Annotated in this window: 18 protein-coding genes and 1 pseudogene; 2 read left to right on the forward strand and 17 right to left on the reverse strand. The window is 68.5% G+C overall.

Features of this window, described 5'->3' with window-relative positions; all coding sequences use genetic code 11:
• The first annotated feature begins 41 nt into the window (after nt 1–41).
• Nucleotides 42–515, forward strand: a complete 474-nt coding sequence (locus tag AMYBE_RS0116375; RefSeq protein ID WP_020660471.1) for a hypothetical protein — start codon at nt 42–44, stop codon at nt 513–515.
• Here AMYBE_RS0116375 and AMYBE_RS46870 read toward each other — a convergent pair.
• From AMYBE_RS46870 to AMYBE_RS0116430, 12 genes are all read right to left on the reverse strand, one after another.
• Nucleotides 509–1,153: a WD40 repeat domain-containing protein gene (locus AMYBE_RS46870; RefSeq protein WP_425386905.1), complete on the reverse strand. Its 645-nt coding sequence runs from the start codon at nt 1,151–1,153 to the stop codon at nt 509–511. The two genes, AMYBE_RS0116375 and AMYBE_RS46870, sit on opposite strands and share 7 nt — an antisense overlap.
• On the reverse strand, nt 1,083–1,574 hold the full coding sequence (locus AMYBE_RS0116380; RefSeq protein ID WP_020660472.1) for a winged helix-turn-helix transcriptional regulator: 492 nt from the start codon (nt 1,572–1,574) through the stop codon (nt 1,083–1,085). Before AMYBE_RS0116380 ends, AMYBE_RS46870 begins: the two co-directional genes overlap by 71 nt.
• A gap of 565 nt (nt 1,575–2,139) precedes the next feature.
• Nucleotides 2,140–2,385: a hypothetical protein gene (locus AMYBE_RS43385; RefSeq protein ID WP_027927713.1), complete on the reverse strand. Its 246-nt coding sequence runs from the start codon at nt 2,383–2,385 to the stop codon at nt 2,140–2,142.
• Nucleotides 2,386–2,592: 207 nt separating this feature from the next.
• Complete coding sequence (locus AMYBE_RS0116390) at nt 2,593–4,053, reverse strand: rhamnulokinase (RefSeq protein WP_020660473.1); 1,461 nt, start codon at nt 4,051–4,053, stop codon at nt 2,593–2,595.
• Nucleotides 4,050–5,501 (reverse strand): L-fucose/L-arabinose isomerase family protein, encoded by a 1,452-nt coding sequence (locus AMYBE_RS0116395; protein WP_051124718.1) that lies wholly within the window; start codon nt 5,499–5,501, stop codon nt 4,050–4,052. The genes AMYBE_RS0116390 and AMYBE_RS0116395 overlap by 4 nt, the downstream gene beginning before the upstream one ends.
• Before the next feature lie 13 nt (nt 5,502–5,514).
• A complete protein-coding gene (locus AMYBE_RS0116400) occupies nt 5,515–7,560 on the reverse strand; it encodes a bifunctional rhamnulose-1-phosphate aldolase/short-chain dehydrogenase (protein ID WP_020660475.1) in 2,046 nt (681 codons plus the stop codon).
• Complete coding sequence (rhaI, locus tag AMYBE_RS0116405) at nt 7,548–8,738, reverse strand: L-rhamnose isomerase (protein WP_211226825.1); 1,191 nt, start codon at nt 8,736–8,738, stop codon at nt 7,548–7,550. Before rhaI ends, AMYBE_RS0116400 begins: the two co-directional genes overlap by 13 nt.
• Nucleotides 8,735–9,073, reverse strand: coding sequence for an L-rhamnose mutarotase (locus tag AMYBE_RS0116410; protein WP_020660477.1), 339 nt, complete (start codon nt 9,071–9,073; stop codon nt 8,735–8,737). The genes rhaI and AMYBE_RS0116410 overlap by 4 nt, the downstream gene beginning before the upstream one ends.
• A gap of 50 nt (nt 9,074–9,123) precedes the next feature.
• Complete coding sequence (rhaS, locus tag AMYBE_RS0116415) at nt 9,124–10,197, reverse strand: rhamnose ABC transporter substrate-binding protein (protein ID WP_027927716.1); 1,074 nt, start codon at nt 10,195–10,197, stop codon at nt 9,124–9,126.
• A gap of 5 nt (nt 10,198–10,202) precedes the next feature.
• On the reverse strand, nt 10,203–11,201 hold the full coding sequence (locus tag AMYBE_RS0116420) for an ABC transporter permease (RefSeq protein WP_020660479.1): 999 nt from the start codon (nt 11,199–11,201) through the stop codon (nt 10,203–10,205).
• Nucleotides 11,194–12,237 carry an ABC transporter permease gene (locus AMYBE_RS0116425; protein WP_020660480.1) on the reverse strand — a complete coding sequence of 348 codons (1,044 nt, stop codon included), beginning with the start codon at nt 12,235–12,237 and terminating at the stop codon, nt 11,194–11,196. Before AMYBE_RS0116425 ends, AMYBE_RS0116420 begins: the two co-directional genes overlap by 8 nt.
• Nucleotides 12,234–13,751, reverse strand: a complete 1,518-nt coding sequence (locus AMYBE_RS0116430) for a sugar ABC transporter ATP-binding protein (RefSeq protein WP_020660481.1) — start codon at nt 13,749–13,751, stop codon at nt 12,234–12,236. The genes AMYBE_RS0116425 and AMYBE_RS0116430 overlap by 4 nt, the downstream gene beginning before the upstream one ends.
• Nucleotides 13,752–13,953: 202 nt before the next feature.
• Between AMYBE_RS0116430 and AMYBE_RS0116435 the strand changes: the two genes are divergently transcribed.
• The gene (locus AMYBE_RS0116435) at nt 13,954–14,952 is read left to right on the forward strand and encodes a LacI family DNA-binding transcriptional regulator (RefSeq protein ID WP_027927717.1); all 999 of its coding nucleotides are present in this window, start codon (nt 13,954–13,956) and stop codon (nt 14,950–14,952) included.
• 4 nt (nt 14,953–14,956) lie between these two features.
• On the opposite strand, the pseudogene AMYBE_RS46165 reads toward AMYBE_RS0116435, so the two are convergent.
• From AMYBE_RS46165 to AMYBE_RS0116455, 5 genes and pseudogenes are all read right to left on the reverse strand, one after another.
• Nucleotides 14,957–15,183, reverse strand: a pseudogene (locus AMYBE_RS46165) (tyrosine-type recombinase/integrase); the annotation flags it as partial.
• A gap of 1,159 nt (nt 15,184–16,342) precedes the next feature.
• A complete protein-coding gene (locus AMYBE_RS0116440; protein ID WP_020660483.1) occupies nt 16,343–17,467 on the reverse strand; it encodes a glycerate kinase in 1,125 nt (374 codons plus the stop codon).
• Complete coding sequence (locus AMYBE_RS0116445; RefSeq protein WP_020660484.1) at nt 17,464–18,201, reverse strand: SDR family NAD(P)-dependent oxidoreductase; 738 nt, start codon at nt 18,199–18,201, stop codon at nt 17,464–17,466. The genes AMYBE_RS0116440 and AMYBE_RS0116445 overlap by 4 nt, the downstream gene beginning before the upstream one ends.
• Nucleotides 18,202–18,260: 59 nt before the next feature.
• Nucleotides 18,261–19,607, reverse strand: coding sequence for an aldehyde dehydrogenase family protein (locus AMYBE_RS0116450; protein WP_020660485.1), 1,347 nt, complete (start codon nt 19,605–19,607; stop codon nt 18,261–18,263).
• A gap of 13 nt (nt 19,608–19,620) precedes the next feature.
• Complete coding sequence (locus tag AMYBE_RS0116455) at nt 19,621–20,793, reverse strand: acyl-CoA dehydrogenase family protein (RefSeq protein ID WP_020660486.1); 1,173 nt, start codon at nt 20,791–20,793, stop codon at nt 19,621–19,623.
• Nucleotides 20,794–20,795 lie beyond the last annotated feature (2 nt).

Here is a 20,795-nt window from a genome sequence, read left to right on the forward strand (position 1 = left end):
CACCCGCCCCGGTGGTGATCGAATCGAGGGGAGAACGTCACATGTCCAAGTTCCGCTCCGTGGTGGCTCTCGCGGCCACCGCCGCTGGTGTCGCCACCGGCACCGTGCTCGCGCCGACGCCGGCTTCCGCGGCCAACGCGCAGTGGAAGGTCAACGCCTACAGCGGCAGCACGCTGCACGCCAAGGCCTATGGGGATTTCGCCAACAACGGCGGCGTATATGCCACGGTCGGCATCAACTACGTCGACATGCTCAATAATGGGAACCCTGTCTACGTTGAAGTGCACTGGTCTTTTTGGCGAACCCCGGTCGGCAGCTCCACTCCGGTATGGTATCCCGAGAAGGTATACAAGCAGACTGACCGCACTGAACGCATGAAATACGTACCCACGAGTTTGTCGAAAGGGCTGCGGGGCGATTCAAATAAGGTGCGTGCGACAATCAAGGTGTGTGAAGACAGGCCTCACAATTTTGACATTTGCTCCGATCCTGCGATCGTGGCGTTCGACTACTGACTTAAGTCGTGACACCGCCTGCCGAGCCGTCGGTACGCGGAAACTGTGGCCCGCTGGGAACCAACAGCTCGGCAGTGGTGTTCGTTAGGCACTAATTTGACCCGGTCAATTCGGCCGATGCGTTTTGTGCGTTGGGTGTGGCCCGAGTCAGGCTGGTGGTGAAGGCAGGACCGCGCGGCGTGGTCGTGGAGATCGAGCATCACGGTGCTATCCCGGTCGTGGCGTGCCACACCCGGGGCGGTCTCGTCGCGGGAACCGGTGGCGACGAGCCGCCCGTCCGGCGACCACACAACCACCCGTACCCGACCTGTGTGCCCGCGCAGCCCGAGCCGTTTCCGGTGACGGCGCGGCGTCCCGGATCCGGATCGTGCTGTCGCGCGGCGCGCTCGCGACCAGGGTGCCTTCGGGCGACCAGGTGCCCCCTTCGACCCAGTCGGCGTGTCCGCGGAGCACGGCCGTCTCCTCGCCTTCGCCGGAGTCCCACAGGCCCTGACGGGAGCGCGTTTCCGACAAGGTTGGTGGCCACCGAGCGCGGCGACGCGACCGCTCAACCACCGAGCGGACGCGTCAAGACAGCGGCCGGGCGCCCGGGCCGGGCGACGCGACGATCTCGCGCGCTGCGTGGTTCTCGTGGCCATGTCCGCACTTGAGGGCGGCCTCGACGGGGGCACCGCAGCCGCTGTGGCGCAGGGACATCGTCGGCCCGCGGTCACCGGTCAGCCAGCGGTCGGCCCAGCCGATCATGGCGATCATGGTCGGCACGAGATCCCGACCCTGGTCGGTGAGCCGGTATTCCGCGCGCTCCCGCGCCCCCGGCTCCTTGTAGGGCACCTTCACGAGGAGTCCCTGCGCGACGAGATCGCGCAGCCGCGCCGAGAGCACTCCCGGGCTCATCCCGGTGCGGCGGAGGAAGTCGTCGAACCGGCGGGTGCCGTAGAACGCCTCGCGCATGATCACGCCCGACGAGTGCGGAGTCAGGGCCGCCAGCGTCAGGGCCACCGAGTCCGGAACGATGTCCCACGCGACGCGATCCCACGACTGGTCCGCTTCGTGCGTCATCTCACCTCGCCGGGCCACACCAGTGCGAACGGCTCAACCGGGCCATCTCCCCCAATGCGGTCGCCTGAGTTCGCCCCAGTTGCACAAGCTGGCGGCACCAGCGGGTTCGCGTACCCAGCGGGATCGTGGCCGGGCTCGCCCACCGGCGATCCGACATCGCCGGGCTGAAACCCTTTGGTTCGTAGCATAGTTCCAAGTTCAGCGCCCGGTACAGGCGGCTCATGCCAGCCGTGGTTGCGTCGGCCAGTGTCCCGCAGCCATCGCCGAGGGCATCGATCGTCGGCGAAGAGCGCCAGCAGCGCGGTGTCTTCGCGTTCGAGAACAGCGTTCACCCGCCCACCGCCTCGTTCACTCCTGCGTCGCGCGGTCATGCGTGCTTCCGCTGCAGCCCCGTCCCCATCGTTGGGCGGATAGAGCTGCAGCGGCTGGGTTTCGCGGACGAGCGCGCACATCCCGGCGAGATCGGGAGGAGCGACGCCGAACGCCAATGCATGGGCTCAGACGTTGCCCAATGCCGAGAATTCGACCGTGGCGGCGAGCACCGGTACACCGCGCGTGTCGGCGGTCAACTGGCGCAGCAGCCGGTTGCGGCTTCCCTCCGGCCGACGACGCGCGCGACGTCGACGGCGCGACCGGCGCTGCCCGCGGCCCGGCGGACCGCGCGGCGGTAGCTCGGCGCAAGACTGTCCACGACGCAGCGGACGACCTCGCCCCGGGTGCGCGGCGCCGCCCGGCCGAGCCGTCGGCAAGCCTCCGCGATCCGCCCAAGCATGTCGCCGAGGGGCAGGAGTTCACGTGCGTCGAGGTCCATTACGGACGCGACAAGAGGTGCGGCGGCCGCTTGCTTCAGCGCGGCTGCGAGGTCTGGGTTCCTGGTAGATCACCACGATCCCGGCCGCCTTCGCGTCAGCCGGCGAAACTCCACCTCAATTCCCAGCCGGCGCAACAGTCGGACGCCGGCTTTCCCGGCTTCCGGGAACACCGGCATCGTTGATGCAGGTGACCAGCAGTGCGACCCTCACAGCGGACTCACGCCTTCCCAGGACTGCACCTGTGCGGAGGGGGTGTAGCGGCGAACAGACTGGGTCCGTCCGACCAGCGCGCGCATCGCGGCCAGATCCGGAAGATCCTCGCCTAGAGTGCGGGCCTGGACCAGCACATTGCCCAAAGCGGTCGCTTCCACCGGGCCTGCCACGACGGGAATTCCGCACGCGTCGGCCGTGAGCTGGCACAGTAGCTCGTTGCGAGCCCCGCCGCCGACGATGTGCACGACATCGATCGTCCGTCCGCTCAGGCCCGCGGCTTCGCGGACCGTACGCCGGTAGGCCAGCGCCAAGCTGTCGAGGATGCACCGGACGACCTCGGCTCGGGTCTCCGGCGGTTCCTGCCCGGACGCCCGGCACGCCGCGACGATCCGGGCAGGCATGTCGCCCGGCGGAAGGAACTCCGGCGCGTCCACGTCGACGACCGCGCGCAGGGGACGCACGGCGGCAGCCTCGGCCAGGAGCCGCCCGAGTCCGACCCTGTCACCGCGAGCGCGCCACGTTCGCAGCGTCTCGGACAGCACCCACAGCCCCATCACATTGCGAAGAAACCGGATGGTGCCGTCGACACCGGCTTCGTTGGTGAAGTTCGCCGCCATGGCGGCGTCGGACAGCACCGGCGCGTCGAGCTCGACTCCCACCAGCGACCAGGTTCCCGAGGAGATGTAGGCGAAGGTGGCTCCCGGCTCGGCCGGGACGCCGACCACAGCCGATGCGGTGTCGTGCGATCCCACCGCAACCAGAGGCAGCGTGGGCATTCCCGCCTCTTCAGCGACCGCGGGGAGCAACGGACCGATCAAGTCGCCGGCTGACCGCAAGGGCGGGAACAGCCCGGGCCGAAGACCAGCCTTGGCGGCGATGCCGATGGCCCAGTCGCCGGCGCGCACGTCGTAGAGCTGGGTGGTCGAGGCGTTCGTGCGTTCTGCACCGATCTGCCCGGTGAGCCAGTACGCCAGCAGGTCGGGAATCATCAGCAACGTGGCGGCTTCGCGCACGCGCGCGCCGTCCCGCTCGGACATCAGCTGGTACAAGGTGTTGAACGGAAGCTGCTGGAGGCCCGTGACGGCGTAGAGTTCGCGGTCGGGCAGCAGGCCGCGCAGCTGTTCCGGGACGCCCTCGGTCCGGGTGTCCCGATAGTGCACGGGATTGCCGAGCAGCGTCCCGGACGGGTCGAGCAGACCGTAGTCGACGGCCCAGGAATCGATGCCCACGGCGTCGAGCGGCGCCTTCGCCTGGGCGGCCCGAATGCCCGCCAGTACTTCGGTGTAGATCGCGAGGATGTCCCAGTACAGGGTCGACTTGCCCCGTCCGGCCAGGCGCACCGGCCCGTTCGGGAACCGGTGCGCCTCCGCGAGAGCCAGTCGGCCGGGCTCGACCTCGCCCGTCATCACGCGGCCGCTCGAAGCGCCCAAATCGACCGCAGCGACCCTGATCACCCGTGCACCACTGTCAACTCGAGGCCGAGGAGGTCGGCGACCGCGGCCAAGTCCGCGGTTCGGCGCCCGACCCCGAGCGCCCAATGGTGGTTCACCCCGCTGGCCGACCACGCGTCGACCCACTCCCCCGGGTCCGTCCCGAAGTCCACTCGCGACGTCGTGTTTCCGATCGACAGGACCGGCCCCGGAACGACTTCGCCCTCGGCTGCCACAAGCCGGAACGCGCCGTCCCGCAACTGCGCCAGCCCAAGAAGCGTGACCGGGCCCGGCCGTACGTCGAACTCCACCGACACGCCCCAGCCTCGTTTGCCGTGGTAGACACCGAGACCACGCAGCAACGGGCGGCGCGCGCTGATCGCCAGATGCGCCGGTCCGTCGTGGCCCATTTCGACCACATTGTCCCGGAAGTTCAGTGCCTGCAGCTCAGTGAACGAACCACCGGCACCGAGCCGGTCCAGAATCAGCATCGCGAGGGAATTGCGCAGCTCGTACTCCCCGGCGGCCGGTATGCCTCGAGCGGTCAGCAACGATGCGCCCAAGATCAGCCCAGCACCGACCCGCTCGTGCGTTTCGCCGTCGAGGCCCCGATGGTAATAAGCCAGCGAATCGAGCGCGAAGTCCTCGACGAGCCGGTCGAGCGCGACCGAAACCCGCGCGCCCCAGGCGAAGTCCTCGTCCGCCACGGACTCGTCCAGGGTGAACACCTCGCGCACGAGCGCCATCCGCGCCGCAGTCTCGGCTTCCGTGACGGCCTCGGCTCGCACTCGCACATCGTCGATCTCCAGGATCTCGACGTGCCCGCCCAGCTGGGCCGGCACCAGAGTCGGATCAGTTGCCACGTCCAGCATGCCGGGGTACAGGTGCCCGAGCAGGCCGTGGCGGCCGTTGCGCAGCGCCGCCCGCACGCCGGCCGCACGGATCCACCGGCTGATCCGCGTCCAGGCCCGCTCGTCCTCGAGATAACCGGACACGGACCGGAACTCCACGCCTGCCCGGCGGAACGCGTTCGCCATCTCCGGCAACGGGCACGCCCCGCAGTAAGCGAGCCAGGCCCCGGTGTCGAAAGTCGCGTGGTCCATCGCCTCCGTCGGCTGGAGGTTCAGCAACAGCACCGGCGCGCCGCTGCGCTGCGCGACCGGCACGAGCATGCTCGAGGTGAGATAGGTGGCGAGGAATCCGATGATCAAGTCGCAGCCGGCCACGCGCAGCCGCTCCGCAGCTTGCGCGCCTTCCCGTTCGTCGGAGACGAACCCGGCATCCACGACCTCGCAGTCCATTCCGGACAGCCGCTCGGCCACCCGGCGTGCCGAAGCCTGCAGCTGCGGCAACAGGGCCGGGAACTGCGGCCAATAGGCACCGAGCCCACCGGATATCAAGCCGACTCGGGTCCGCCTCGGGCTGATTCGCGCCAGCCCCTCAACCTCAGACCATGGCAGCGCTGCTGTCATCGCGTCCTCCTTCTCATCGCAAGAACGCCGCGGCGACGCCCGCGTCGACCGGCACGTGCAGGCCGGTGGTGTGGGTGAGATCGCCGCCGGTCAGCGCGAACACCGCGGCCGCGACGTGCTCTGGCAGGACTTCGCGCTTGAGGATGGTGCGCTGCGCGTAGAACTCGCCCAGCTTCTCCTCCGGCACTCCGTACACCGCGGCCCGTTGCGCACCCCATCCGCCTGCGAAGATCCCGGACCCGCGCACGACGCCGTCCGGGTTCACGCCGTTGACCCGGATCCCGTGCTCGCCCAGCTCCGCCGCGAGCAGCCGGACCTGATGCGCCTGATCCGCCTTCGCCGCGCCGTAGGCCACGTTGTTCGGCCCGGCGAACACCGAGTTCTTGGAAGAGATATAGACGATGTCGCCGCCCATTCCCTGCTCGATCATCGCCCGCGCGGCCGCCTGGGAAACCAGGAACGATCCCTTCGCCATCACGTCGTGCTGCAGGTCCCAGTCGCGTTCGGTGGTCTCCAGCAACGGCTTCGAGATCGACAGCCCGGCGTTGTTCACGACCAGGTCCACCCCGCCGAACGCGAGCGCCGTCTCCGCGATCGAGGCCGCCACCGCCTCCCCGTCGGTGACGTCCGCGGCCACTGCGACCGCCCGGTCCGGGCCGCCGATCCCTTCGGCGACCGCCTGCGCCGCCTCGGCGTCCCGGTCTGCGACCGCAACGCACGCACCTTCGGCCGCGAGCCGTTCCGCGATGGCCTCGCCGATGCCGGAACCGGCTCCGGTGACCAGCGCGATCCGCCCGGCCAGCGGCTTGGGCTCCGGCATCCGCCGCAGCTTCGCCTCTTCCAGCGCCCAGTACTCGATCCGGAACTTCTCGCCCTCCGGGATCGGTGCGTAGGTCGACACCGCCTCGGCACCGCGCATCACGTTGATCGCGTTGACGTAGAACTCGCCCGCCACCCGCGCGGTCTGCTTGTCCTTGCCGAACGAGAACATCCCGACCCCGGGAACCAGGACAATCGCCGGGTCCGCACCGCGCATCGCCGGGCTGTCCGGCGATGCGTACCTGCCGTAGTAAGCCGCGTAGTCAGCGCGGTAGGCGTTGTGCAGCTCCTTCAGTCGAGCCACCGCCTCGTCCAGCGGCGCGGTGCCGGGCAGGTCGAGCACTAGCGGACGGACCTTGGTGCGCAGGAAGTGGTCCGGGCACGATGTTCCGAGCGCGGCCAGCTGTCCCAGCTTCTCCCGTGCCAGGAAATCGAGCACTGTTCCGTTGTCGGTGAAATGGCCGACCTGCCGCTGATCCGTGGACGCGAGGCCGCGCACCACCGGGGCGAGCGCTGCGGCCCGAGCCCGGCGTTCTTCTTCCGGCAACGGCTCGTACCCGGCCACCACGGCACCGAAAGGTTCCGGCGCGCCACGCTCTGCCAGGAACTTCTCGGCGATGCGGATGATCTCCAGGGAATTGCGCTCGCACTCCTCAGAAGTCGTTCCCCAGGCGGTGATGCCGTGCCCGCCGAGGATGACGCCGATCGCCTGCGGGTTCGCCGCTTTGACCGCCGCGATGTCCAAGCCCAGCTGGAAACCCGGCCGCCGCCAATCGACCCATGCGACCCGGTCGCCGAAGCATTCCTTCGTCAGCGCCGCGCCGTCGGCCGCGGTCGCCAGCGCGATGCCGGAATCGGGGTGCAGGTGGTCGACGTGCGCGGCGTCGACCAAGCCGTGCATCGCCGTGTCGATCGACGGCGCCGCACCGCTCCGGCCGTGCAGGCAGTAGTCGAACGCGGCGACCATCTCGTCCTCGCGCTCGACGCCCGGGTACACATCCACGAGCGACCGCAGACGGTCGAGCCGCAGCACGGCGAGCCCGTCCTGGGTCAAGGTGCCCAAGTCGCCGCCCGAACCCTTGACCCACAACAGCTCCGCAGGCGATCCGGTGACCGGATCCACAATGGACCCTTTGGCGGAGGTATTGCCGCCGGCGTAGTTGGTGTTGCGCGGATCGCCGCCCAGCCTGTTGCTGCGCGCGACCAGTTCCTCCGGCACAGTCACGGTCACGCTCCCCATCCGGCCTGCTGCCCGTCGGCACGCTCGGCCTCGATCCTCTCCTGGTAGCCGCTGCGGTGGTAGGCCGCGACCGGGTCCGGGTCCAGCCCGGCCTCTTCGCGCACCTCCGCGAGCAGCGGCCGGACGTCGGTGTTGTACGCGTCCATCAGGATCGCGTTCGCGCCCAGCACATCTCCGCTCTGCTGGGCGGCGCGCAGCGCGGGCCGGTCGACCAGCAGCGCCTTCGCCGTGGCCTCCTGGACGTTCATCACCGACCGGATGATCGCCGGGATCTTCGCCTCGATGTTGTGACACTGATCCAGCATGAAGTTGATGCCGTAGGACGGGTCGAGCGCGTCGCCGCGGACGATCTCGTACATGATCCGGAACAACTGGAACGGATCCGCCGCACCGGCCATCAGGTCGTCGTCGGCGTAGAACCGGGAGTTGAAGTCGAAAGCGCCCAGCTTCCCCGCGCGCAACAGGAACGCGACGATGAACTCGATGTTCGTGCCGGGCGCGTGGTGTCCGGTGTCGATGCACACCGTCGCCTTCTCCCCCAGCTCCAGGCAGTGCGCGTAGGACGTGCCCCAGTCTGGCACGTCGGTAGCGTAGAACGCCGGCTCGAACAGCTTGTACTCCAACAGCATCCGCTGGCCGGCACCAAGCCGGTCGTATGCCTCGCGAAGTGCCGCGGCGAGCCGGTCCTGCCGGTCTCGCAGGTCGTCCTGGCCCGGATAGTTGAGGCCGTCGGAGAACCACAGCTTCAGATCGCGGGAACCGGTCGCGTCCATCACGGCGACCGCCTCGAGCAGGTGGTCGGTCGCCTTGCGCCGGATCCCGGCGTCCGGGTTGGTGACCGAGCCGAGCTTGTAGTCCTCGTCCTGGAACACGTTCGTGTTGATCGCACCGATCTCGACGCCGAGGTCCTCCGCGTAGCGGCGCAACGCACCGAAATCCTCGACGTGGTCCCACGGGATGTGCAGCGCCACGCTCGGCGCCGCGCCGGTGAGCCGGTGCACGACCGCTGCGTCCGCGATCTTCTCCTCCGGGGTGCGCGGGACTCCGCGCTGCGGGAACACCTTGAACCGGGTCCCCGAATTCGCGAACGCCCACGACGGCGTCTCGATCCGCTGCGCCCGCAGTGCGGACTTCACGGCCGTCAGGTCGGACAAGTCGATCACTTCTCTTCTGCTCATGCGCTTTCGCGCTTTCCGTCAAGGTGGAAGACCTCGTTCAGCAGCCACAGGTTCTCGTCCGGCCGATGTTCGCCCGATCCAGTGAAGAAGGCCGCCATCTCCGCCTGCCAGCGCGCGTTGACCTCGGTACGCTCCATCGCTGCCTGCGCGGCGGCGAGGTCGTCCGCCTCCACGTAGCCGATGAGGAGGCCGTCCTCGCGGAGGAAGAGCGAGTAGTTCCGCCAGCCGCATTCGGCGAGCGCGGCCCGCATCTCGGGCCACACGGCGCGGTGCCGCTCGGCGTATTCCTCCAGCCGGTCGGGTTTCACCTGCAGGCAGAAGCAGTATCGAGCCACAGTCGGTCCTCCGTGGACCCGGCCGGACGAAGCCCAGCCGGGTCCGGGCGTCAGAAGTTGAACTTGTCGATGTTGTTCGCGTCGAAGGTCGTCGGCGGTCCGAGCACGATCTCGCCGTCCGCGCCGATCGTGTACTCGCCGAGCTTGCCGGCCTTGAACTTCTCGCCTTGCTTGCCGGTGATCTGGCCAGACTCCAGCGCGACGCCCGCGTACGCGGCGAGGTAGCCGATGTCCGCCGGGTTCCACAGCGCGAACTGCTTGACCGTGCCGTCCTTGACGAATGCGCGCATCTGGTTCGGCGTGCCGAGCCCGGTCACCGCGACTTTGCCCTTGTAGCTCGACGAACTGACGTACCGGGCCGCGGCCGCGATTCCGACCGTCGTGGGTGCCACGATCACCTTGAGGTTCGGGAACGACTGCAGCAGGCCCTGTGCTTCCTGGAACGACTTCTGGTCGTCGTCGTTGCCGTAGGCGACCTTGTCCAGTTTCAGGCCCGCGTAGTCCGGCTTGGCGAGTTCCTTCTTCAGCACGTCGATCCAGGCGTTCTGGTTGGTGGCGTTGGGCGTCGCGGACAGCACCGCGATCTCCCCGGACCCGCCGGACAGTTCCTTCGCCTGCTTGGCCAGCTGCTCGCCGATGCCTTGCGTGGTCGCCTGGTTGATGAACACGTCGCGACAGTTCTTGGCCGCGTCCGAGTCGAACGCGACGACCTTGATGCCCGCGCTGCGGGCCTGGTTCAGCGACGGGCACACCGCGTTCGGGTCGTTCGCGGCGATGCCGATGACGTCCTGCTGCTGCTGGATCAGTGTGTTGATGTAGCTGACTTGCGAGGACGCGCTCGCGTCGTTCGGGCCGACCAGCTTGTACTCGCCCTTCAGCTCGCTCAGCGCCGCTTTGCCTCCGCTGGCCTCGATGTCGCTGTAGGGATTGTTGAGCTGCTTGGGCAGGAAGGCCATCTTGACGCCGGTCTTGGACGCGGCGTTCGGGTTCGCCGACGCGGTGGACGCAGCCGGCCCGGAACCCGAACTGCTGTTCTTCGTGGTGCCGCCACAGGCGGTGAGACCGAGCACCAGGACGGCCGCGCTTGCGACCGACACGGCGCCGGAGGGGAATCGACGGGACATCATTGTCACCTTTCTGGAATTGCCGCGCTGCGGGCCCGATGCCGGCGCCGCAGCGCCGCACCGGCAGAGGAGAGGAGATTGGGCAGCAGAACCGAGATGATCAGCAGGACCCCGGTCACGACGTTCAGGGCTTCGTTCGACACGTCCTGCAGGCGCAACGCGTTCTGCAGGACCGCCAGCAGCAGCACCCCGCCGAGCACCCCGGGCAGCGTGCCCTTGCCGCCGAAGATCGAGACGCCGCCGAGCAGCACGGCGGCCACCACCGCGAGTTCCAGTCCGAAACCATTGTCGGCACGGGCGCTCGAATAGCGCAGCGTCCAGAGGACCCCGGCCAGTCCGGCGACGGCCCCGCTCACCACGTAGAGCCAGAACTTCAGCCGTCCGGTGCGGATGCCGGCGAATCGCGCCGCCTGATCGCTCGCGCCGGCGGCGAACGCGGCGCGGCCGACCGGCGTCGCGTGCAGCACCACCCCGAAAACGACCGCCAGCGCGAGCAGCGGCAGCAACACGTTCGGGAGCGCGCCGCCTCCGGCGACCCAGCCGGTGTAGGAGGCCGGGAAGTCGGCGACCGCGCTGTCCCCCAGAACCACGAAGGCCAAGCCCCGGAACAGGGCCATCGTGCCGATGGTGACGGCGAGAGACGGCAGCTTCAGCACGGTCACGAAGAAGCCGTTCACCGCGCCGAGCAACGCCCCGAGGACGATGCAGAGCGGAATGATCGTCTGGATGCTGAGGCCCGCGTTCCACAGCGAGCCCATCACCGCCGAGGTCAGCCCGAGCGTGCTCGCCACCGAGAGATCGATCTCGCCGGTGACGATGACGAACGTCATCGGCAGCGCCATCAACGCGATCGGCAGCAGGTCCAGCAACAGGAACGTGAAGTTGCGGCTGGTGCCGAAGTTCTCGACGGCGCCGGACGCGATCGCCAGGCCCGCGACGGCGACAGCGATCACGGCGACGTCCCAGCTGAGCAGCCGGCCGAGCCGGTTCCCGCGGTCAGACATGGGAATTCCTCTTCTTGAGCGCTTTGGCGACGCGGACCGCGACCAGCCGGTCTGCGCCGATGGCCAGCAGGATCAGCGCGCCGACGATCGCCTGCTGCCAGAACTGGTTGATGTCCAGAACCGCCAGCGAGCTGCCGATCACAGTCAGCAGGAGCGCGCCGAGGCTCGCGCCCCACACCGATCCGCTGCCGCCGAACACCGCGACCCCGCCCACGACCGCCGCGGCGACGACGTTGAGCTCGTAACCGGTTCCCGCCGCGGCATCGACCGTGCTGAACCGGGCGGCGAAGAGCACGCCCGCCAGCCCGGCCAGCGCTCCGCAGACGAGGAACGCGACCGTGGTGTTGCGGCCGACCTTGATGCCCGCCAGCTCGGCAGCCTGCGGACTCGACCCCATGGCATACAGCTCGCGTCCGCCGCGATAGCTGCGCAACACGACCCCGGCGACCACCAGCACGAGCACCGCGATCAAGACCAGCCATGGCACCCCCAGCAGCGACGCGTCCCCGAACTCCACGAACGAGCGAGGCAGCTTGTCGGCGTTGATCTGCTGACCGCCGGCCCAGAAATAGGTCACCCCGCGAAACGCGTACAGCGTGCCGAGCGTGACGACCAGCGCCGGCACCCGGCCGAAGCGCACCACCGCGCCGTTCACCAGCCCGCACCCCGCGCCGATGCCAAGCCCGGCCAGCAACGCCACGATCACCGGCAACCCCGGGTTGCCCTCCATCAACGAACCGACCGCGAAAGCCGACAGGCCGAGCACCGAACCGACCGACAGGTCGATGTTGCGCGTGATCATCACGATCGCTTGCCCCACGGCCAGCACCGCGAGGATCGCCGTGCCCAGCAGGATGTCCCTGATGTTCTGCCCGGACAGGAACCGGCCGTTCTGGGTCGCGGTGAACGCCACGAGCACCAGCAGCGCCAAGACGATGCCCGACTCGCGCGCTTTGAACACAGCCCCGAACACCGTCCTGCCCATGCCCGCGCTCGCCTGCGGGGGCGGCGCGGCAGCCACCTTCGTCGCGTTCATGCCGCCGCTCCCTGTCCCATCGCCGCGAACATCACCGAGTTCTCGTCGGCGTCGGACCGCGGAATCTCCGCGACGATCCGGCCTTCGCGCATCACGAGCACCCGGTCGGCCATGCCGAGCACCTCGGGCAGCTCCGACGACACCATCACCACGGCCACGCCTTCCGCGGCGAGCGATGACATGAGCCGGTGCACCTCGGCCTTCGTGCCGACATCGATTCCGCGGGTCGGCTCGTCCACGATCAGCACCCGCGGCGCCATCGCCAGCCACTTGGCCAGGACGACCTTCTGCTGGTTGCCGCCGGACAGTGTCGCGACCGGGTCGCCAAGACGGCGGTACTTCGTCCGCAGCCGCTCGGTCCAGCGCAGCGCCTCCCGCCGTTCGCCCGAACCCAGCAGCAGCCCCAGTTTCGACAGCGCGCGGGCCCGGGGCAGCGTCACGTTCCGCTCGATCGACAGGTCCATCACCAAGCCCTCCTGCCGCCGGTCCTCCGGAACGAGAGCCATGCCCGCGGCCATCGCCGCCCGCGCCGAATTCGGCCGCAGCTTCTTCCCGTTGACCCGCACGATTCCGGCGTCGCGCTCGTCCACCCCGAACACCGCTTGGACCACCTCGGACCGGCCAGAGCCGACCAGCCCGGCGAACGCGACGATCTCGCCTGCCCGCACCGAGAACGACACGTCGCGGAACACGCCTTCGCGGGTCAGGCCCTCGACCTCGAGCACGACCGCTCCGGGCTCCACCTCCTGCTTGGGAAACAGCGCCGCGAGATCCCGGCCCACCATCCGCCGCACCATCGTGTCGACAGTGACCTCGTCCATCAGGTCAGTGGAAACGTGTTTGCCGTCGCGCATGATCGTCACGCGCTGGCACAGATCGGTGATTTCCTCGAAACGATGCGAAATGAACATGATCGCCGCGCCCTCGTCCCGCAGCGCCCGCGCGACCGCGAACAGCCGCTCCACCTCCACCAGGCTCAGCGCCGCGGTCGGCTCGTCCATGACCAGCACCCGGGCGTCCGCACTCAGCGCCTTCGCGATCTCGACGATCTGCTGGTCGGCGATCGAGAGCCCGCGTGCAGGCCGCGCCGGATCGATCCGGACCCCGAGACGCGCGAAGAGCCGCTCAGCCTCCGACCGGATCGCGGCCCGGTCGATCCGGCCGAAGCCCTTGCGCGGATGACGGCCCATCACGATGTTCTCCGCGACCGACAGATCCGGGAACAGCGTGGGTTCCTGGTAGATCACCGCGATCCCGGCTGCCTTCGCGTCGGCTGGCGACGAGAAGGCGACCTCCTTCCCGTCGAGCAGCAGCGCGCCCCGTTCCGGCCGGTGCACCCCGGCCAGCATCTTGACGATCGTCGACTTGCCCGCCCCGTTCTCCCCCACCAGGGCGTGCACCTCCCCGGCGTACAGCGGAAACGACACCCCGTCGACCGCCGCGACCGCGCCGAACGACTTCGCCACCCCCCGGACCTCCAGCAAGGGCACCGGGCCCGGATCCTGCCGCATCATCGCGTCCTCCGGATTGAAAGGTTTCAAAATCGGTGTCGACGACGCTACTATGACGGAGAACACGAAGTCAACGCTCACCTTCAGCCAGTGATTATCCAGCTACACTGCACGCTGAGCCTGCTTTATGACGTTTCAAGAGGGGGTCGCGATGACGGTGACCGGGGTCGACGGGCCAGAGCCCGCGGAGAACCGTTCCGCCGGGATGAAGGACGTCGCGGCCGCCGCCGGCGTCTCGCTCGGTACGGTGTCCAACGTCCTCAACCGGCCCGAGCGAGTCAGTCCCGCGACGCGCGCCAGGGTCGAGGCCGCGATGGCCGAGCTGCGGTTCGTGCGCAACGAAGCCGCCCGGCACCTCCGGGCCGGACACAGCCGAATGCTGGCCTACGTGATGCTCGACGGCCGCAACCCGTTCTTCACCGACGTGGCCGGCGGCATGGAAGACGCCGCGGAAGAAGCCGACCTGTCGCTCTTCATGTGCAACAGCGCCAACCTCGCCGCCCGCGAAGCCGCCTATCTCAACCGGCTGGAGCAGCAGCGCGTGCAGGGCATCTTGATCACTCCGATCGACCCCGATTCCGCCCAGCTCGACGAAATCGCCCGACGAGGCACCCCGCTGGTGATCGTCGACCGCAGGCGAAACTCCGCCAGCCACTGCTCGGTCGCCGTCGACGACGTCGTCGGCGGCGAAATCGCCGTCCGCCACCTCCTCGAACAAGGACACGAGCGGATCGCCTTCGTCGGCGGACAGCTGAACATCGGCCAGGTCCGCGAACGCCGCGAAGGCGCACTGCGCGCCCTTCGGGAGGCCGGACTCGGGCCGGACCGCCTTGTCGACCTGACCACCTCGCAAATGGCCGTCGCCGACGGCGGCAACGCCGGCCAGCGCCTGGCCGGCCTCCCGGCCGCGACCAGGCCAACCGCGGCGTTCTGCGCCAACGACCTCCTGGCGCTCGGCCTGCTCCAGGCCTGCGCCGCCCTGCACATGCGCGTACCAGAAGACCTCGCCATAGTCGGCTACGACGACATCGAATTCGCCGCAGCCGCAACCGTCCCGCTCACCTCGGTCCGCCAGCCGCGCCGCCAGCTAGGACGCACCGCCGCCGAGCTGCTCATCCGCGAGACCACCGAGACGGCGCACGAGCATGAACAGGTGACGTTCACCCCGGAACTGGTCGTCCGAGCGTCGAGCTACCGACGATAGCCCCTCCCCGCTGCTTCAGCTGCCGACGGTCCCGCCGCTCCCCCGAATCGGTCCACGCAGCTCCGGTGATCGGCGCAGTCTCGGACAACAGCAATTCCCCCATCCGTTGGCAGGGAGCTGAAGATCTGCCTTGCACAGCATCGCTGCTTCCTCGGGACGCAATGCCGCGTAGTACCTGAGCGCGAAGTACGCAACGAGCATCGGACCCGCGGATCGACGCGGTGCAATATCGCGGACCAGTATTTCTGGCGTTCCGGAAACCAGGAAGGCACCGCCGATCGAGTCGACCTCACCTAGGGCAAACAGAGCGTTAAGCAGGTTCGGGATACGGTGCTCGGCCAGGTCCGCGGCCGCAGCCCATGCTCCGAACGCCCCGAGCGGCATCGCAGCCGGCCAGATCCACGACGGGCCAGGCAACCACTCAGACATCGGCAACGGCCGCGGTACCGAGAAGAGCCACGCCCAACAGACAGCGGATCGGCCCAGCTCTCCTGAGCGCGCCGCGGCTGATCCGCGAGCGACCTCGTTCAGTGGGCACGGCCCTCCTCGACCTTCACTTCCGCGCCGTACCGAACACCTGCGTCGCCGCGCCGCGCAGGCCGGTAGTGCCACTCTGGCCCGGACTAGGCGTGTAACGCGCTCCAGCCCAGCGACTCCCAGTGGGATCGCATATGGGCGGAGGGCAACGGCATGGGGTTCGAGTTCCATCCGCCGCCGAACTGGCCGCAGGTTCCCCCCGGGCGGACTTCCTCACCCGGCTGGCGTCCGCCGGCAGAGTGGCCCGAGCCGCCAAAGAAGTGGCAGCTGTGGACGCTCGATCCTGAATCGCCTACCCCGGCAGTTCCGGGCCAAGCGGATGTCGGCCCGGCTGCAGGAAAGCCTGGATTGTTCGGCGCTCGCAAGCGGGCTCGGGAACTCGAGGTCAAGCGCAGAGCAGGCCCACCAAGATTGGGATCAATTCTATCAGTTGCCCTGGAGCGCCGCGGGTTCCCGACCTCCCCTAGCGCTTCTGGAAGATCGATTGAAGTCTCATCTAAATTCTCCGCCAGCACTCCATCAATCGAATCAATAGCGACTCGAACATCGTCGCTAGCCCACCCGATGCGAATGAAGAATTCACTGCGCGACAGTGCTTCCACTGATTCGCTCACACAGGCCAGAAGTCGCTCCAGCTCAACCTTCGTCACAGTGAGAACGAATCCGACGCCACCACGATTAACATGCATGATTCACCTATTCGGATCGATTCGGGACTCGAAGTTGCCCCTTGAGCGCCTTCCCGGTGCCGATTTTTGCGTATGCGTCAAGGTAATCAGCGAGCTGGTTGTCAGTCATTCTCAGATCGTGGGTCATCTTACCCTTGTCACCCCGGTGTCAACCAAAGTCTGGGCTACGTCCTCGTCAATCCGGCCGTGAACCGCTGCGCGATTACGGCACCCGCGATGCGCAACCAGCGCAGTGGTTCCGCCATCGCAGCCTCAGCCGAACCAGCAAGAACCGTAAGATCCGTTCCGATGGCAGGTGGCTGGATGGCGAGCCGGCCCGCGACGATGACGGGCTGCACCCGGTGCGCCCGGCAGCGGCTCAACAACGACCCCACCAGCTTGCCGGTCGCTGACGTGGCGTCGAAACAACCTTCTCCGGTGACCAGGACGTCGATTCGATCGAGGAGTGCGGTCAAGCCGGAAAGCTCGGCGATCGCGTTCGCGCCGTCGACGATGCTGCCTCCCCAAGCAGAAAGGCCGAACGCGGTACCGCCCGCCGCACCGGAACCGGGCGCGTGCGGGTCAGCGGCGGAGCAGGCACCAAGGACTGCGCCGAACCGGGCGAGAGCAGCATCGAGTCGAGCGACTTCGTCCGGCGTCGCCCCTTTTTGCGGGCCGAACACTCGTGCCGCACCGTCGGGTCCGGTCAGGACAGTCCTGGTGTCAGTGAGCAGCCGGACGCCCCCAGGCGGAAGCGGGACGAGCCTGGTCAGGTCTGCCCGGTCGACCTGCAGCAGGGCCGCGCCCCCCAACGGCAATTCGGTGCCCTGCCTATCGGTCAGGCATGCCCCCAATGCCTGCAGAGCACCCGCTCCGCCGTCCGTCGACGCGGAACCGCCCAGCGCGACCGTGATCGACGGGGCACCGGATGCGGCGGCCGCCCGAACCACCTCGCCGAGACCGCGGGTCGTCGCACCGGCCGGATCGGGAGTGCGCAGCATCGGCAGACCGCACACCTGCGCCAGTTCCACCACCGCGCTGCCGTCCGGCAAGCGCAGCCATCGTCCTGGTACTGGGCGGCCGTCCGGCCCGGCGACGGAGTCCGGTGTGCGTTGCCAGGCCGCACCGGGAACGCCGGTCTGGATGACGGCCGCGGTTCCTTCTCCGCCGTCGGCCTGCGGCAGCAGGATCAGCTCGTCGCCGGGCCGATCGGTTTGCCAGCCTTCCGCCAGCGCAGCCGCGACCTGCGCGGCGGACGCCGAGCCTTTGAAGGAATCCGGCGCGAAGAGCACCCGCAGCTGGTGCGTCATGTGATCGAATAGCCGCCGTCGACCGGCACGACCGCTCCGGTCACGTACCGGGCGGCGTTCGAGACGAGGAACGTCACCACATCGGCGATGTCCGCGCCGTCCGCGAGCCTGCCGAGCGGGATCCTGCTGAGGACCCGATCGCGGAATTCGTTCCGCCCCAGCAGGTTTGCCGTCATCGGGGTGACCACGTAACCGGGTGCGACGGCGTTGACGCGGACGCCGGACGGCCCGAGCTCCACGGCGAGCCCTTTGGTCAGCTGGACCAAAGCCGCCTTCGTGGCACCGTAGGGCACGATGCCGGCGACCGCGCGGTCGGCCGACAACGACGCGATGTTCACCACCGAACCCCGCGCCTCGGCGAGCGCCTTCGCCGCGGCTTGGATCAACCGGTAGGTCGCCGTCAAATTCACCGACAACAGCCGTTCCCAGTCCTCTGCGGCGATGTCGACCGCGGCCGTCCGCACCTGGATGCCGGCCGCGTTGACCAGCATGTCCAAGCACGGGCGAACCGACAGCACCCGATCGAGCACGCGCCGCGGAGTCTCCGGACCGCTGAGATCTTCCACGATCGCGCATCCGCCGAGGTCCGCTGCGAGATTCTCGGCTCGCTCGTCGGCGTCGACCACCGCTACCCACACGCCCTGCGCGGCGAGCCCACGGGCGATCGCCGATCCGATCCCGCCCGATCCGCCGGTCACGACGGCGGTCTTGCCGGCCAGCCCCTCACCCGCCATCCGGGAATTCCTCACTGTCGTCGGCACCTTTCCTCTTCCGGTTGCCACGTCCTGTTGGCTCAGACCTGGCCGCGGAGACTGATCCAGCGGCGTTCGGTGAACAGATCGAGATTCGCGAGACCGCCGAAGCGTTCGCCCGCACCGGATGCACCGACCCCGCCGAACGGGACATGCGTCTCGTTCAGCGCGGTCATCTCGTTGACGTGGACCATCCCCGCGTGCAATCGACGGGCGATCCGCCAACCACGGTGCACGTCCCGGGTGAACACGGAGGCCGAAAGCCCGTACTCGGTCCGGTTCGCGAGTTCGACCGCGTCTTCCTCGTCGACGGCCTCGGTGACGGAGACGACCGGAGCGAACGTTTCCTGGTCGAACAGAGGCATCCCGGGCCGGACTCCGGTGACGACGGTGGCCGGCACGAATCGGCCGTCCTGCCCGCCGCCCAGTCGCAGCCGCGCACCTGCAGCCACGGTGTCGGCCACCAGCTGCGCCGCCCGTGCTGCTTGTTTCTCGCTGATGAGCGGACCGAGGTCGGCGTCGGGATCCAGCAGCGGGTCCGCCGTCCGGAGCGCCGCTGCCTGGGTGAGAACCCGCTCGACGTACTCGTCGGCGATCTCCCGGACGACGATGTGGCGACCGGTGGCGATGCAGACCTGTCCTTGGTGGACGAACGTGCCCGCGACGGCCTGCTCCACTGCGAGGTCGAGATCCGCGTCCGCCAGCACCAGCGCCGCATTGTTCCCGCCCAATTCGAGCGCGACCTTCTTCAGTGTGCGCGCGGCGATTGCCGCGACCTGGTGCCCCACCGCGCTCGACCCGGTGAAGTGGATCAGGTCGACACCAGGGTGCTCGACCAGCGCCGGTCCGGCCGCGTGCCCGGGAAGGACTTGCAGCAGCGCGGGCGGCAATCCCGCGTCTACCAGTGCGTCGTGCCATGCCAGCCCGCCCGCGTGCGGGGTTTCCGGTGCCGGCTTGACCAGCACAGCGTTGCCGAGCGCGAGGGCGGGCGCGGTAATCCGCAAACCCAGGTGCATAGGGAAATTCCAGCCGGTGATCAAGCCGACCACGCCGATGGGAAAGCGCTCGACGACATTGGTGCGCCCGGCGACTGCCGAGGGGATCAGTTCCGCCTCGGGGTGCAAGGTCAGCGCGCCCGCAGCGTGCAGCTCCTCGATGCTGTCGCGTACTTCTCCCTCTGCCTTGGATCTGGTGCTGCCCGTTTCTGTCATGACCAGATCGACGAGTTCGGACGATCGCGCGTCCAGGGTCGCTGCCGCGCGCCGCAGAACAAGACGTCGCTGCGGTGGCGGGGTCGCCGCCCATTCGTGTTGCGCTTCGGCAGCCAGTGCGACGGCTTTGCCAACGTCGTCCGGGGTGGCATCGGCCGGTTTCGGGGGCAGATTCATCGGGGTTTCTCCTTCAGGCGGGTCGGGGCAGCAAGGACCGGCTGATGATCAGCCTCTGCATTTCGCTGGTGCCCTCGTAGATGCGGGTGATGCGGGCGTCGCGGTAGAGGCGCTCCGCCTCGTACCCGCGGATGAAACCGGATCCGCCGAAGGTCTGGACCGCGGTATCTGCGTGCCGGACAGCGCCCTCGGACGCCGTCAACTTCGCCATCGAGCACAACACACCGGATTCAGCGGAGCCGTCGCCCAGCGCTCGGGCGGCTTCGGCGGCCAGCGCCACACCCGCGCGCAGTTCGGTGTATGCAGTCGCGAGCGGAAATGCGATCGCCTGATTGGCGCCGATCGGCTGGCCGAACTGGCGCCGGTCACCGGCTTGGTCGACTGCCGCGGCCACCGCGGCGCGGCTGATGCCAAGCGCGAGTCCTGCGATGCCCAGACGGCCTTTTGCCAGCACCTCCATCATGTAGCCGAAAGCCTTGCCCTCCTCGCCGAGCAATGCATCCGCGGGCAGCCGCACGTCGGAGAACACAAGACCGCCGACCTGGCTGGCACGCTGTCCCATCTTGTGTTCGTGGTAGGCCCTGGTCACGCCGGGCACGGCCAGATCCACGACGAACACCGAGATTCCCCCGCGTTTGCCTTTCTCCGGATCGGTCACCGCGAGCACCAGCGCGAAATCCGCGACCGGCGCGTTGTGGATGTAGATCTTCTCCCCGTTGAGGACCCACCCCGTTCCCTCCCGTACCGCTCGGGTGGAGATGCTGCCGAGGTCGGAGCCGGAACCGGCTTCTGTCAACGCGTAAGCGCAGGTCTGTTCGAACGCGAGCAGCGGGCGGAGATAGCGCTCGTGTTGTTCAGGCGTGCCGAACGCCGCCAGCAACGAGCCGATCAGCTCGATCAGCCCGCACTGGTCGGCGACAGAGGCGTAGCCGTAGGACAGCGCCTCCATGACGAACAGGTAGTCGAGCGGGCTCGCCCCCATTCCGCCGAGGTGCTCGGGCACCGTCGTGCCGAAGATGCCGATCTTGGCCAGCTCCGCGTACAGCTCGCGGGGGAAGCGCTCCGTCTGGTCGAGTTCCGCGGCCACCGGACGAATCTGCTCGGCGACGAACTCCTCGACCAGGTTCCGCTCATCCGCGCCGAGGGCCGCGGACGGGACGACGCTGCGCCGCAACGACACAGTCATGT

Origin of the sequence: Amycolatopsis benzoatilytica AK 16/65, assembly GCF_000383915.1 — a bacterium.
Lineage (GTDB): Bacteria > Actinomycetota > Actinomycetes > Mycobacteriales > Pseudonocardiaceae > Amycolatopsis > Amycolatopsis benzoatilytica.